This is a genomic window from Rhizobium sp. 01N424 (assembly GCF_056399485.1).
The window spans coordinates 24,192-38,479 of record NZ_JBFTRK010000007.1 but is presented as its reverse complement, the minus strand read 5'-3'; the positions used below and the strand labels follow the sequence as shown (position 1 = coordinate 38,479).

Below are 14,288 nucleotides of genomic sequence, written 5' to 3'. Positions count from 1 at the left end.
GAAATCCAAAGTGACCACCTGACCGATTGAGAAATAAGAATAAATCGATAGGAGTGGCGTCACTATTTCGAAGCGGTTGGGGATAATTTCATGTGTGGTATTGTTGGGATCGTCGGTAGCAAGCCGGTTGCCGGGCGTCTGGTCGATGCGCTGAAGCGCCTGGAATACCGGGGCTATGACTCGGCAGGTGTCGCCACGGTCCATGACGGCGTGATGGATCGCCGCCGGGCCGAGGGCAAACTTTTCAATCTCGAGAAACGCCTTGATTCGGAGCCGCTCGACGGCACTGTTGGCATCGCTCACACCCGCTGGGCAACGCACGGGGTTCCGAACGAAACCAATGCCCATCCGCATTTCGTCGGCGGCGTCGCCGTCGTTCATAACGGCATCATCGAAAACTTCTCGGAAATTCGCGATCACCTGATCGCCGAAGGTTCGGTCTTCGAAAGCCAGACCGATACCGAGGTCATCGCCCACCTGATGGCGAAGTATCTGCGCGAGGGCCTGCAGCCAYAGGCAGCACTACTGAAGATGCTGAACCGCGTCACCGGCGCCTTCGCGCTGGCGGTGATGCTGAAGGATCATCCGAACACGATCATGGCCGCCCGCTCGGGCCCGCCGCTCGCCATCGGTCACGGTAAGGGCGAGATGTTCCTGGGGTCGGATGCCATCGCGCTATCTCCCTTCACCAGCGAGATCACCTATCTCGTCGACGGCGACTGCGCGATCATCAGCCGCGACGGCGCGACGATCCTCGATTTCAGCGGCAACGTCGTAAAGCGCCCGCGCCAGATTTCCCAGGCGACGGCCTATGTCGTCGACAAGGGTAATCACCGCCACTTTATGGAGAAGGAAATCTATGAGCAGCCGGAGGTCATCTCCCACGCGCTTAGCCACTACGTAAACTTCGCCGACAACACTGTTGGCGCCAACGCCGCAGGTATCGATTTCAAGTCGGTCAGCAGCCTGGCGATCTCCGCCTGCGGCACGGCCTATCTTGCTGGCCTTGTCGGCAAATACTGGTTCGAGCGCTATGCGCGCCTGCCCGTCGAGATCGACGTCGCCTCGGAGTTCCGCTACCGCGAAATGCCGCTGCAACCGACACAGGCGGCGCTCTTCATCTCGCAGTCAGGTGAGACCGCCGATACGCTGGCATCGCTGCGCTACTGCAAGGAAAACGGCCTGAAGATCGGCGCTGTCGTCAACGTCCGGGAATCGACGATTGCCCGCGAATCCGATGCCGTCTTCCCGATCATGGCCGGCCCCGAGATCGGTGTTGCCTCGACCAAGGCCTTCACCTGCCAGCTGGCCGTTCTCGCGTCTCTGGCGCTTGGTGCTGCCAAGGCTCGTGGCACGTTGACCGCTAAGGACGAAAAGGAGCTCGTCAAGCATCTGGCCGAGATGCCGCGCATCATGAGCCGCGTGCTGAACCTCATCCAGCCGCAGATGGAGAGCCTGTCGCGCGAGCTGTCCAAGTGCCGCGACGTGCTCTATCTCGGCCGCGGCACCAGCTTCCCGCTGGCCATGGAAGGTGCGCTGAAGCTCAAGGAGATTTCCTATATCCACGCCGAAGGCTATGCCGCCGGCGAACTCAAGCATGGGCCGATCGCACTGATCGACGAGAACATGCCGGTCATCGTCATCGCCCCTTATGACCGCTTCTTCGACAAGACGGTCTCCAACATGCAGGAAGTAGCAGCCCGCGGCGGCCGTATCATCTTCATCACTGACGAGGCCGGTGCCGGCGCCTCGAAGCTGCCGACCATGGCTACCATCACCCTGCCGAACGTCGATGAGATTATCGCCCCGATGATCTTCTCGCTGCCGATCCAGCTGCTCGCCTATCACACGGCCGTCTTCATGGGCACCGATGTCGATCAGCCGCGCAACCTTGCCAAGTCGGTCACGGTGGAGTGAACCTGGAAATCCCCGGACGAGGCTTGTCCGGGGAACCGAATTCTGGCAGCTTCGTTTCGAAGGTACAGGGGAGCGCCGGATCACGAAAGCCGATAGACTCAAGGGAGTTCATCGCCAGCGATGACGAACAAGATTCCCCGTTTGCCGATTGCAACGCGCATCAGAAACAATTTCCTCGCGGGCCTCATCATCTGCGCGCCGATCGCTATTACCCTGTGGCTGACATGGTCTGTCGTGCGCTGGGCCGACAGCTGGGTGAAACCCTATATTCCGGCCCGTTATGATCCGGACAGCTATCTGAATTTCGCGGTCCCGGGCTCCGGCCTGCTGATCGCGATGATCTTCATCACCATCATCGGTTTTCTCGGCAAGAACCTGATCGGCCAGACGATCGTGCAGTTCAGCGAATCGCTGGTGCGCCGAGTGCCGCTGGTGCGCAGCATCTACAAGAGCGTGAAGCAGATCTTCGAGACCGTGCTCAAGGAGCGCAGCAACTCCTTCAAGAAGGTCGGGCTGATCGAATATCCGAGCGCCGGCCTCTGGTCGCTGGTGTTCATCGCCACCGATGCCAAGGGCGAGATCGCCTCGAAGTTCAATGCGATGGGCAAGGACATGGTCAGCGTCTTTCTGCCGCCAACGCCGGTGCCGACCGCCGGATTCCTGATCTTCGTGCCGCGGGAAAAGATCCTCGTGCTGGATATGAGTGCCGAGGATGGCGCCAAGCTGCTGATATCAGGCGGCCTGGTCACGCCTGAGCATCTGCCGGTCATACCGGGCGCCGAGCCGCAGCCGAACGTCAAGCCGAAGCTCTCAGCCCGCGTGAAGAAAGCGGATCGCCTCATCGCGCCGGAATAGGTAGAGCAGGGTGCGGACCGCCTGTCCGCGCTCGCTGGTCAGTTCCGGATCCCGCTCGATCAGATAGGCCGCGTCCTTGCGGGCGATCTCCAGCAGATCGGCATGCGCTTCCAGGCTGGCGATGCGGAAGCCCGGCGTTCCAGATTGCCGTGTGCCGAGCAATTCGCCTTCGCCGCGCAGCTTCAGATCTTCCTCTGCGATCCGGAATCCATCTTCGGTCTCCCGCATGATCGTCAAGCGCGCGTGCCCTGTTTCCCCGAGCGGCCCCTTGTAGAGCAGGATGCAGGTGGACGCCTCGTCGCCGCGCCCGACGCGGCCGCGCAGCTGGTGCAGCTGCGCCAGCCCGAAACGCTCGGCATGCTCGATGACCATGATCGTCGCGTCGGGCACATCGACGCCGACTTCGACGACGGTTGTTGCCACCAGCAGCCGGATCTCGCCGTTCTTGAACGCCATCATCACGGCATCCTTTTCCGGCCCGCTCATCCGCCCGTGGATCAGCCCGATACCGGGGCCAAGCGCCGAGGTCAGCGTCGAATGCCGCTCTTCAGCGGACATCAGATCCAGCTCTTCGGATTCTTCGACCAGCGGGCAGATCCAATAAGCTTTCTTGCCCTCGGCCAATGCGCTCTTTAGCCGCTGGACGATATCGCCGGTACGTTCGTTCGGAATGGTGATCGTCTGGATCGGTTTGCGCCCCGCCGGCTTCTCGGTGAGCTTCGAGACATCCATGTCGCCGAAGGCGGCGAGCACCAGCGTGCGCGGGATGGGCGTCGCGGTCATCACCAGCATGTGCGGCGAGATGCCCTTGGCGGTCAGCCGCAGGCGCTGGTGAACACCGAAGCGATGCTGCTCGTCGACAACCGCCAGCATCAGGTTCTTGTAGCTGACGCTATCCTGGAACAGCGCATGCGTGCCGATGATGATCTGCGCCTCGCCGGAGGCAATGCGCTCAAGAATGTCCTCCCGCTCGCGCCCCTTGGTGCGGCCGGTCAGCACCTCGATGCGAAGACCGGCAGCCGCACCGAATTTCGAGATCGTCGCATGGTGCTGCCGCGCCAGGATTTCCGTCGGTGCCATCAGCACCGCCTGACCGCCGCTCTCAATGACCGCCGCCATCGCCAGTAGCGCCACGAGCGTTTTGCCGGAGCCGACGTCGCCCTGCAAAAGGCGCAGCATGCGGTCTTCGCTCGCCATATCCTTAAGCACTTCGGCGATTGCCTGCGTCTGGCTCCCTGTTGAAGAAAATGGCAGCGACTGCAATATCTTGCCACTGATTTCTCCAGTAGCACTTACGGGCTGACCGGAGACTTTCCGCAATCGTTGCCGGACAAGGCTCAGCGACAGCTGGCCAGCCAGAAATTCGTCATAGGCAAGGCGGCGGCGCGCAGGTGCTTGCGGATCGATATCGGCCGCATCCTGCGGTTCGTGCAGCATGTGGAAGCTGTCGCGAATGGTCGGCAGGGCCTGCTTCTGCGTCAGGGCCAAATCGATCCACTCCGGAAGTTCGGGCATGCGCGGCAAGCCGGCTTCGATGATCTTGCGTAGGGTCTTCGGCGATAGTCCCGCGGTCAGCGGATAAACAGGCTCGACCAGCGGCAGGTTCTCGGCCTCGCTCGCCTTCACGATATAATCGGGATGCACCATCGTCGCCCGGCCGTTGAACCAGTCGACCTTGCCGCTGACGGTCACCTCTTCGTCGAGCGGCAGCTGCTTTTCCAGCCAGCTGGCCTGCCCGCGGAAGAACACAAGACCAAGCTCGCCGGTCTCGTCATGCAGGAACACCCGGTAGGGAATATTGGTCTTGCCGCGCGGTGGCGCCTGATGCCGGTCGACCCGCCCGGTGATCGTCACGATCGCGCCCTGCGGCGCCCGTGCGATGCCCGGCTGATTGCGCCGGTCGACGAGTGAAGACGGCGCATGAAACAGCAGATCGACGATCCGTGTATCCTCGGGCGTCTCGCGGCCGAGCAGCTTGACCAGCAGTTCCGCGATCTTCGGACCAACGCCTGCAAGAGCCGAAACGGGAGAAAACAGCGGATCGAGAATGGTGGGACGCATGGCGGCAAAATGCGATGAACAATAGGGCATTGGCAAGGCTGACAACGCGCTTTCGAGGGGCTATAGAGGCGCATCAACAGGAAGGTACTGCCATGACAGGTGTGACACTCTCGAGCGCCGGGCTTGATCCGCGCCGCCGCCGGATCTTGTTCCGTTGCTGGCACCGGGGGCTGCGCGAAATGGATCTGGTCTTCGGCCAGTTCGCCGAAGCCGAGATCGCGACGCTATCGGACGCCGAACTCGATGAGCTCGAGACCATCATGGGCGAGGAAGACAACGATCTGGTGCGCTGGGTGATGGGAACCTGGCCGGTACCGGAGCGTTTCCAGACGCCGATGTTCCAGCGCATCGCCGCCTTCAAGCCGGACTTCGAATATCCCGCCGATACCGCCTCCAGGAAACCGGAATGATTTCAGGATTTGACGCAAAGAAGCTCGCAGCCGCTGCCGAGCCGCTGACGATCGGCAACGTTCCTGCAGGCATGGAGCCGATGCTGCTCGCCGAACTGGCGCGCGCCGGCCGCCCGGTCGCCTATGTGCTTTCGGACGGCCACCGGATGGCCGATCTGGAACAGATGCTGAGCTTCGTTGCGCCTGATATCCCGGTGCTGACGTTGCCTGCCTGGGACTGTCTGCCGTATGACCGCGTCTCGCCAAGCGCCGATACGTCAGCCCGCCGTCTGGCGGCGCTGAGCGGGCTGATCGCGCATCAGAAGAAGCCGCATGCGGCGATCGTTCTCGTCACCGTCAATGCGATGCTGCAGAAGGTCGCGCCGCAGGATGTGATCGAAAGCCTTGCTTTCTCTGCGCGTCCCGGCAACCAGGTCCGCATGGACGACATCGCCGGCCGCCTGGAGCGCAACGGCTTCGATCGTGTCGCGACCGTGCGCGAAGTCGGCGAATATGCCGTGCGCGGCGGCATCCTCGATGTCTTCGTGCCGGGCTCGGAAGAGCCTGTTCGCCTCGATTTCTTCGGCGATACGCTGGAGAGCATCCGCAGCTTCGATCCGGCCAGCCAGCGGACGACGGGGCAGGTGCGTTCGCTCGACCTCAATCCGATGAGCGAGGTGACGCTAACCCCGGAGACGATCAGCCGCTTCCGCAAGAATTATCTCTCGTCCTTCGGCGCCGCGACCCGCGACGATGCGCTCTATCTGGCCGTCTCCGAAGGCCGCCGCTATCCGGGCATGGAACACTGGCTGCCGCTCTTCTATGAGAAGCTCGATACCGTTTTCGACTACCTGAAGGGTTTCCAGCTCGTCACCGACCATACGGTTCGCGAAGCCGCCGAAGAGCGTTCCAAGCTGGTTCTCGACTATTACGATGCCCGCCTCAGTTCCGGCCAGCCAGCCAAGGGCCAGATGTCGCAGGGCACGCCCTACAAGCCTGTTACCCCTGGCCAGCTCTATCTCGACAGTAAGACCTTCGCGGCAACGCTGGATGCCTTCAATGCCGTCCGCATGTCGCCCTTCAACGAGCACGAGGGCGAAGCACGCCGCGTCGTCAATATCGACGCCCGCCAGGGCGAGCGCTGGGCGCGCTCGAACGCTGAAGGTGCCGGTAACGCCGAACGCGTCAATGTCTTCGACGTCGTCGTCAAGTATATCGCCGACAAGCGCGCCGGCGGCGCCAAGGTATTGATCACCGCCTGGACGGAAGGTTCTCTGGAGCGGCTCCTGCAGGTGCTGAACGAGCACGGCCTGGAACGCGTCAAGCCGATCGAGGCGCTGAAGGATATCGGCAGCGTTGCGAAGGGTGAGGCAGCAGCGGCCGTCTTCAGCCTGGAAGCCGGTTTCGAGACCGGCGATCTGATCGTCATCGGCGAACAGGATATTCTCGGCGACCGCATGGTGCGCCGCTCGAAGCGCCGCAAGCGCGCCGCCGATTTCATCTCGGAAGTGGCAGGCCTCGACGAAGGCTCGATCGTCGTCCACGCCGAGCACGGTATCGGCCGTTTCATCGGCCTCAGAACCATCGAGGCTGCCGGCGCGCCGCATGCCTGCCTCGAGCTGCAATATGCCGATGAGGCCAAGCTCTTCCTGCCGGTCGAAAACATCGATCTTCTGTCGCGCTACGGCGGCGAGGGGACCGAAGCCAGCCTCGACAAGCTCGGCGGCGGCGCATGGCAGATGCGCAAGGCCAAGCTCAAGAAGCGCCTGCTCGATATGGCCGATGCGCTGATCCGCATCGCCGCCGAGCGCCTGACGCGCCATGCGCCGGTACTGACGACGCCCGAGGGCCTCTACGACGAATTCGCCGCCCGTTTCCCCTATGACGAGACGGAAGATCAGGATACGGCGATCGAGGCCGTGCGCGGCGATCTCGCCGCCGGCCGCCCGATGGATCGCCTCGTTTGCGGCGACGTCGGCTTCGGCAAGACCGAGGTGGCGCTGCGCGCTGCCTTCGTCGCGGCGATGAATGGCGTACAGGTCGCGGTCGTCGTGCCGACGACGCTGCTGTCGCGCCAGCATTTCAAGACATTCTCCGAGCGTTTCCGCGGCCTGCCGATCCGCGTCCAGCAGGCATCGCGCCTTGTCGGCTCCAAGGATCTGGCGCTGACCAAGAAGGAAGTCGCCGACGGAAAGACCGATATCGTCGTCGGTACCCATGCGCTGCTCGGCGCCGGCATCAATTTCGCCAATCTCGGCCTGCTGATCATCGACGAGGAACAGCACTTCGGCGTTAAGCACAAGGAGCGCCTGAAGGAACTGAAGAGCGACGTGCACGTGCTGACGCTTTCGGCAACGCCCATCCCGCGCACACTGCAGTTGGCGATGACAGGGGTGCGCGAGCTCTCGCTGATCACCACGCCGCCTGTTGACCGCATGGCGGTGCGCACCTTCATCTCGCCCTTCGACAGCCTGGTGATCCGCGAAACGCTGATGCGCGAGCATTACCGCGGCGGCCAGAGCTTCTATGTCTGCCCGCGCCTGGYCGATCTGGAAGATGTCCACGCCTTCCTGCAATCCGACGTGCCGGAGCTGAAGGTCGCCGTCGCCCATGGCCAGATGCCGGCGGGCGAACTCGAAGACATCATGAACGCCTTCTATGAAGGTCGCTACGACGTGCTGCTGTCGACCACTATCGTCGAATCCGGCCTCGATGTGCCGACCGCCAACACGCTGATCGTCCATCGCGCCGACATGTTCGGTCTCGCGCAGCTCTACCAGCTGCGCGGTCGCGTCGGCCGTTCGAAGGTGCGCGCCTTCGCGCTCTTCACGCTGCCGGTCAACAAGGTGCTGACGGCGACCGCCGAACGCCGCCTGAAGGTGCTGCAGTCGCTGGATACACTGGGTGCTGGCTTCCAGCTCGCCAGCCACGACCTCGATATCCGCGGCGCGGGCAACCTGCTCGGCGAGGAACAGTCCGGCCATATCAAGGAAGTCGGCTTCGAGCTCTATCAGCAGATGCTCGAAGAAGCGGTTGCCGAAGTGAAGGGCGTCGACGAGATCGCCGATACCGGCTGGTCGCCGCAGATTTCCGTCGGCACGCCTGTGATGATCCCGGATAATTATGTGCCCGACCTACACCTGCGCATGGCGCTCTATCGCCGCCTCGGCGAGGTCACGGAACTGAAGGAGATCGACGGCTTCGGTGCCGAGATGATCGACCGCTTCGGCCCGATGCCGATCGAGGTTCAGCACCTCCTGAAGATCGTCTATGTGAAGTCGCTCTGCCGTATCGCCAATGTCGAAAAGCTGGATGCTGGCCCGAAGGGCATCGTCGTCCAGTTCCGCAACAAGGAATTCCCGAACCCGGCAAACCTGGTCGGCTATATCGCCAAGCAGGGCTCGATGGCCAAGATCCGCCCGGACCACAGCCTGTTCCTGACCCGCGATCTTCCGACGCCGGAAAAACGGCTGCAGGGCGCAGCCGTCATCATGACGCAATTGGCGGAACTGGCGAAAAGCTGAGGCGGATCAATTCATCCCGGCGCGGGCTTCGGCCTTTGCCTTGGCGATATCGCGCAGCGCTCCGGCGATCACGTCGGGCGTCTGCGCGCCGCTGACGGCATATTGCTGATCGAAGATGAAGAACGGCACGCCGTTGACGCCCATTTTCTGCGCTGCCTCGATCTCGCCGACGACAAGATCCTTGTCGGCGTCGGAAGCCAGCAGCGAGGCGGTGACGGCGCGGTCGAGACCGGCTTTCTCGGCGATATCGAGCAACACCGCGTGGTCGCCGACATTGCGGCCTTCCTCGAAATTCGCCTTGAACAGAGCGTTGACGACGCGGTCAGCTTTGTCGCGGTCCTCGATCATCGCCCAATGGATCAGGCGATGCGCGTCGAGCGTGTTCGGCCCGATCTTGATCGCTTCGAAATCGAAATTGATCCCGACTTCCTTGCCGAGACCGGTGAGCATCTGATGGGCCTGCGCCACGCGCTCGGCGCCGCCGAGCTTCTCTTCCAGGCTCTTCTTCTGATCGACGCCTTCGGGCGGATAATCGGGGTTCAGCCGGTAGGGGCGCCAGTTGATGTCGACGCCGACCTCGTCCTGCACTTCGGCGATCGCCAGCTCCAGCCGCGCCTTGCCGAGATAGCACCAGGGGCAGACGACATCCGAGATGACGTCGATGGTGATGCGTTCCATGGTGCTTTCCTTTTCTGGCTGGGGTGCTTCACGCCATCTATGCGTTCAGGCCGCCGACTTCAACCAGGTAGGAAAAAGGAACCGCCTATTGGGCGCTTTGGTCCCACCAGGCCGGCAGCTGATAGCCATAGAGCGGCACCTTGTCCGGATGGCCGATGCGTTTGCTGCGGGCGATCCACTGCTGATCGATGTGGTAGAGCGGCAGCACATAGTGGCCGGACAGCAGCAGACGATCGTGCGAGCGGACGGCGGCGGTGAAATCCTCGTCGGAACGCGCCGCCAGCAGATGCTTGATCGCCATATCGACATCGGGATCGGCGACACCGGCGAAATTCGAGCTGCCTTCGCGGTCGCGGCTGGCCGAGGCCCAATAGGACAGCTGCTCGTTGCCCGGAGACAGCGACGAGACGTAGGATTTGACGATGACGTCGTAGTCGAAGCTGTTGGTCCGGCTCTGATACTGCGAATCATCGACAGTGCGGATGGAGACAGTGATGCCCAGCGTCTGCAACGAGCGCTGATAGGCTATCGCCAGTTTCTCCTGGTCGGCATTCTGGGTCATGATCTCGAAGGAGAGCGGCTTGCCCTTGTCATCGGTCATCTTGCCGTTCTTGATCGAATATCCGGCTTCCTTCAGCACGTCGACGGCCTGCTTCAGCACCTTGCGGTCGCGGCCCGAGCCATCGGTGACGGGCAGCTTGTAGGTACCGTCGAGGATTTCAGGGGCGATCTTGTCCTTGAGCGGCCCGAGCATCGCCAGTTCGCGCTCGTCGGCCGGAACACCGAAGCTCGAGAGCGCGGAATTCTGCCAGAAGCTCTCGGTGCGTTTATAGGCACCGGAAAACAGGTTCTTGTTCGCCCATTCGAAATCGAAGATCAGCGAAAGGCCTTCGCGCAGCTTGAGGTTCTGGAACATCGGCCGGCGGGTATTGAAGACGAAGCCGAACATGCCGCTCGGCAGCTGCGGCTCGAACGTGTCCTTGATGACGGCGCCGGAGCTGACAGCCGGGAAATTATAGGCGGTGGCCCAATGGCCGGGGCTTCCATCCGGATAGACGTCGACATCGCCCTTCTTGAAGGCCTCGAACAGCGTCGTGTCCTGCAGGAAATACTGCACGGTGATCCGGTCGTAATTGTCCATCCCGACCTTGGAGGGAATATCCTTGCCCCAATAGTTCGGATCGCGCTCATAGGTGATGCTTTCGCCAGGCTTCACCGTCTTGATCTTGTAGGGTCCTGACCCAACCAAAGCCGTCAGCGACGTGCGGTCGAAGGTTTCCGGGTCGATCAGGTGCTTCGGCAGAACAGGCATCAGCCCGAACACCATCGGCGTCTCGCGGTCGGCCTTGTCGTTGAAGGTGAAGCGCACGCTGCGATCGCCGATCTTCTCCATTTTCGACACGAGATTGAGGCGTGTCGAGAACGGCACGCGTCCCTTGTCGCGCAGCAACTCGAAGGTGAACATCACGTCGTCGGCGGTGACGGGCTGCCCGTCCGCCCATTTGGCCTTCGGATTGAGGTTGAACTGGATGAAGGTCCGGTTGTCGTCCCATTCGACGGTTTCGGCCAGAAGGCCGTAGAGCGTGAAGGGCTCGTCGCGCGAGCGCTGCAGCAGCGATTCGTAGATGAGGTTGCCGTAATCGGGATCCCACATGCCGCGCGCCGTCGTGCGCATGCTCTTCAGGATGAAGGGATTGAGATTGTCGAAGGTGCCGACCACGCCGTAGGTGATATGGCCGCCCTTCTTTACATCCGGATTGACGTAGGAAAAGCTTTTGTAGTCTGGCGGCAGCGCCGGCTGCCCATGCATGGCGATGCCGTGCAGCGGCTCGGCGATCGCGGCACTGCAAAAGAGCGCAAAGATGGCGGGCAGGGCGATCCGGAGCATCTTTCGTTCCTTTCCGGCAATGGCTCGATTCGCGCGAAGACTATCATGGAGCGCGCGAAATCGAACATTCTCACCCTCAAATCTTTCCGGGCATCCAGAAATTGCCAAAGAAATACTGGATATCTGGAGCGCCTCAATGTAACAGGTGTTCCCGAGTTTCGGGGTCATGCATTTGCCTTATTGTTTTAAGAGGTGGAATGCCGAATGACCCGGTTGGAGAGGGCTGCAAATCGCGGTCCCGAATGGGTATCAGGAGACGGAATCCGCTATGATGTTCAAGTCTGAAAAGAAAATGCGGGCAGCTCTGTCCGTTCTGGCCGTTGCTTTCGGCGCCGCTTCGGCACCGGTTGCTTCTTTCGCACAGGATGCAGCGAGCGCCCCTCAGCAGGCCGCCGGCGCACCGCGTCTCGGCTGGTACAAGACCTGCAGCAAGCAGGAAGACAACGACATCTGCGTCGTCCAGAACCTGATCCTCGCCAATGGCGGCCAGCTCGTCACCGCGGTCGGCCTCATCAGCGTTTCCGGCAAGGTCAACCGCAAGATCCTTCAGGTCTCGGTTCCGACCGCCCGCCTGATCCCGCCCGGCATCATGATGCAGATCGACAACAACAAGGGCCAGAAGCTCGATTACGCCGTCTGCCTGCCCGACAAGTGCACGGCTGAACTGCCGCTGACCGACGCGATGATCGCCAGCCTCAAGAAGGGCAGCGACGTGATCTTCACCTCGATCAACTTCCGCCGCGCTCCGAACCCGATCAAGATCTCGCTCGAAGGCTTCACCGGCGCTTATGACGGCGAAGCAGTTTCCGAATCGAAGCTTGCCGAAAGCCAGAAGAGCCTGCAGGACAGCATGCAGAAGAAGGCTGAAGAAGCCCGCAAGAAGCTGGAAGACGCACAGAACGCTGCCAAGACCGCTCAGTAAGCGTCTCGCATACCGTTTCAGAAAACCCGGCCATCGCGCCGGGTTTTTTTATTGCCGCCGGCAAAGAAAAACCCCGCCGGAGCGGGGTTTGTTAGGCTTGGATCCGATGCGCTTAGTTGGCCAGGCTCATCTTGGGCTTGAACTGGCCAGTCGGCGCCATGTCGAAGATCTGGTAGACCTGTTCGTTGCGGAGCGGCAGGCCGCTCTCGTCATTCTCCAGGTTCTGCTCCGAGACGTAGGCGACATATTCATTCTCGTCGTTTTCGGCGAGCAGGTGGTAGAACGGCTGGTCCTTGCTTGGCCGAACTTCGGCCGGAATGGAGTTCCACCATTCCTCCGTATTCGCAAATTCCGGATCGACGTCGAAAATCACGCCGCGAAACGGAAATACCTTATGCCGGACCACTTCACCGATACCGAACTTTGCAACTCTTTCTTTCATGGTACGACTTCCTTTCATCACCAGATTTGGTGATTGGGCCTGCTCAAATCAAGATTTGTGCAGGATTTCGTCACATGAGTGTCATGTCGCCATCAGCCTCAGTGACATCTTGAAAAGCCCCGGCTTTCGCCAGGGCTTTCCGGTATTTGCTTATGCCGAGTAGTACATGTCGAATTCGACAGGATGCGGCGTCATTTCGAAGCGCATCACTTCGGCCATCTTCAGCTCGATGAACGAGTCGATCTGGTCGTCGTCGAACACGCCGCCGGCGGTCAGGAACTTGCGGTCCTTGTCGAGGCTCTCGAGCGCTTCGCGCAGCGAACCGCAGACGGTCGGGATTTTCTTCAGTTCCTTCGGCGGCAGATCGTAGAGATCCTTGTCCATGGCCTTGCCCGGATGGATCTTGTTCTTGATGCCGTCGAGGCCGGCCATCAGCATGGCTGCGAAGGCGAGGTACGGGTTCGCCATCGGATCCGGGAAGCGGACTTCGACGCGCTTGGCCTTCGGGTTGCTGCCGAACGGGATGCGGCACGAGGCAGAGCGGTTGCGCGCCGAATAGGCGAGCAGAACCGGGGCTTCATAGCCCGGGACGAGACGCTTGTAGGAGTTCGTCGACGGGTTGGTGAAGGCGTTCAGTGCCTTGGCATGCTTGATGATGCCGCCGATGAAATAGAGGCAGGCTTCTGAGAGGCCTGCATACTCGTCGCCTGCAAAGCTCGGCTTGCCGCCCTTCCAGATCGACAGATGGACGTGCATGCCCGAGCCGTTGTCGCCGAAGATCGGCTTCGGCATGAAGGTTGCCGTCTTGCCGTAGGCGTTGGCGACCTGATGGACGACGTACTTGTAGATCTGCATCTTGTCGGCATTGCGCACCAGCGTGTCGAACTTGATGCCGAGCTCGTGCTGAGCGGCCGCCACTTCATGGTGGTGCTTTTCGACGACGACGCCCATTTCGCTGAGAACCGTCAGCATCTCGGAACGCATGTCCTGGGCGCTGTCGATCGGCGGAACCGGGAAGTAGCCGCCCTTGACGCGCGGACGGTGGCCGAGGTTGCCGGTCTCATATTCGGTGTCGTCGTTCGACGGCAGTTCGTTCGAGTCGAGCTTGAAGCCGGTATTGTAGGGGTCGGCCTTGTACTTGACGTCGTCGAAGACGAAAAATTCGGCTTCCGGACCGACGAATACGGTGTCGCCGATACCCGATGCCTTCAGATAGGCTTCGGCCTTCTTGGCGGTGCCGCGCGGGTCGCGGTTATAGGCTTCGCCCGAAACCGGGTCGAGAATGTCGCAGATGATCACCATCGTCGACTGCGCGAAGAACGGGTCCATGTGCACGGTGTCGGTATCCGGCATCAGCACCATGTCGGACTCGTTGATGGCCTTCCAGCCGCCGATCGAGGAACCGTCGAACATGACACCATCGGCGAACATGTCTTCGTCCACGCAGACGACGTCCATCGTCACGTGCTGCAGTTTGCCCTTGGGGTCGGTAAAGCGCAGATCGACGAACTTGACGTCGTTTTCCTTGATCTGCTTCAGAATTTCGGCTGCACTCGCCATGAAACACTCCCTTTGATTTGCTATGACGATCTGGCTTTGCCTCTTGGGGGCA

10 protein-coding genes are annotated in these 14,288 nt (G+C 61.3%); 5 read left to right on the top strand and 5 right to left on the bottom strand.

Annotated features, from left to right (window positions below; genetic code table 11):
* Positions 1-90 precede the first annotated feature (90 nt).
* Positions 91-1,917, top strand: a complete 1,827-nt coding sequence (gene glmS, locus AC1DNK_RS18025) for a glutamine--fructose-6-phosphate transaminase (isomerizing) (protein WP_477942571.1) — start codon at positions 91-93, stop codon at positions 1,915-1,917.
* Positions 1,918-2,037: 120 nt separating this feature from the next.
* Positions 2,038-2,772 (top strand): DUF502 domain-containing protein, encoded by a 735-nt coding sequence (locus AC1DNK_RS18020; protein ID WP_310299335.1) that lies wholly within the window; start codon positions 2,038-2,040, stop codon positions 2,770-2,772.
* On the opposite strand, the gene recG is transcribed toward AC1DNK_RS18020, so the two are convergent.
* Positions 2,728-4,833, bottom strand: a complete 2,106-nt coding sequence (gene recG / locus AC1DNK_RS18015; RefSeq protein WP_477942569.1) for an ATP-dependent DNA helicase RecG — start codon at positions 4,831-4,833, stop codon at positions 2,728-2,730. The two genes, AC1DNK_RS18020 and recG, sit on opposite strands and share 45 nt — an antisense overlap.
* A gap of 92 nt (positions 4,834-4,925) precedes the next feature.
* Between recG and AC1DNK_RS18010 the strand changes: the two genes are divergently transcribed.
* On the top strand, positions 4,926-5,243 hold the full coding sequence (locus AC1DNK_RS18010; protein ID WP_112387412.1) for an FAD assembly factor SdhE: 318 nt from the start codon (positions 4,926-4,928) through the stop codon (positions 5,241-5,243).
* Positions 5,240-8,746, top strand: coding sequence for a transcription-repair coupling factor (mfd, locus tag AC1DNK_RS18005; protein WP_477942567.1), 3,507 nt, complete (start codon positions 5,240-5,242; stop codon positions 8,744-8,746). Before AC1DNK_RS18010 ends, mfd begins: the two co-directional genes overlap by 4 nt.
* 6 nt (positions 8,747-8,752) lie before the next feature.
* Here mfd and AC1DNK_RS18000 read toward each other — a convergent pair whose 3' ends face one another.
* Both AC1DNK_RS18000 and AC1DNK_RS17995 read right to left on the bottom strand, forming a co-directional pair.
* Positions 8,753-9,424: a DsbA family oxidoreductase gene (locus tag AC1DNK_RS18000; protein WP_477942565.1), complete on the bottom strand. Its 672-nt coding sequence runs from the start codon at positions 9,422-9,424 to the stop codon at positions 8,753-8,755.
* A gap of 85 nt (positions 9,425-9,509) precedes the next feature.
* A complete protein-coding gene (locus tag AC1DNK_RS17995; protein WP_477942563.1) occupies positions 9,510-11,312 on the bottom strand; it encodes an extracellular solute-binding protein in 1,803 nt (600 codons plus the stop codon).
* Positions 11,313-11,580: 268 nt separating this feature from the next.
* Here AC1DNK_RS17995 and AC1DNK_RS17990 point away from each other — a divergent pair, with 268 nt between their 5' ends.
* Positions 11,581-12,234 (top strand): invasion associated locus B family protein, encoded by a 654-nt coding sequence (locus tag AC1DNK_RS17990; RefSeq protein ID WP_112387408.1) that lies wholly within the window; start codon positions 11,581-11,583, stop codon positions 12,232-12,234.
* Between the two features lie 112 nt (positions 12,235-12,346).
* Here the strand turns inward: AC1DNK_RS17990 and hspQ are convergent, their stop codons facing one another.
* Both hspQ and glnA read right to left on the bottom strand, forming a co-directional pair.
* The gene (gene hspQ / locus AC1DNK_RS17985) at positions 12,347-12,676 is read right to left on the bottom strand and encodes a heat shock protein HspQ (RefSeq protein WP_112387407.1); all 330 of its coding nucleotides are present in this window, start codon (positions 12,674-12,676) and stop codon (positions 12,347-12,349) included.
* Positions 12,677-12,826: 150 nt separating this feature from the next.
* Positions 12,827-14,236, bottom strand: a complete 1,410-nt coding sequence (glnA, locus tag AC1DNK_RS17980) for a type I glutamate--ammonia ligase (protein WP_112387406.1) — start codon at positions 14,234-14,236, stop codon at positions 12,827-12,829.
* Positions 14,237-14,288: the final 52 nt, after the last annotated feature.

Coding starts and splice junctions, on each gene's coding strand:
- AC1DNK_RS18020 (WP_310299335.1), top strand. CDS start 2,038: ATGACGAACAAGATTCCCCGTTTGCCGATTGCAACGCGCATCAGAAAC.
- recG (WP_477942569.1), bottom strand. CDS start 4,833: ATGCGTCCCACCATTCTCGATCCGCTGTTTTCTCCCGTTTCGGCTCTT.
- AC1DNK_RS18010 (WP_112387412.1), top strand. CDS start 4,926: ATGACAGGTGTGACACTCTCGAGCGCCGGGCTTGATCCGCGCCGCCGC.
- AC1DNK_RS18000 (WP_477942565.1), bottom strand. CDS start 9,424: ATGGAACGCATCACCATCGACGTCATCTCGGATGTCGTCTGCCCCTGG.
- AC1DNK_RS17995 (WP_477942563.1), bottom strand. CDS start 11,312: ATGCTCCGGATCGCCCTGCCCGCCATCTTTGCGCTCTTTTGCAGTGCC.
- AC1DNK_RS17990 (WP_112387408.1), top strand. CDS start 11,581: ATGATGTTCAAGTCTGAAAAGAAAATGCGGGCAGCTCTGTCCGTTCTG.
- hspQ (WP_112387407.1), bottom strand. CDS start 12,676: ATGAAAGAAAGAGTTGCAAAGTTCGGTATCGGTGAAGTGGTCCGGCAT.
- glnA (WP_112387406.1), bottom strand. CDS start 14,236: ATGGCGAGTGCAGCCGAAATTCTGAAGCAGATCAAGGAAAACGACGTC.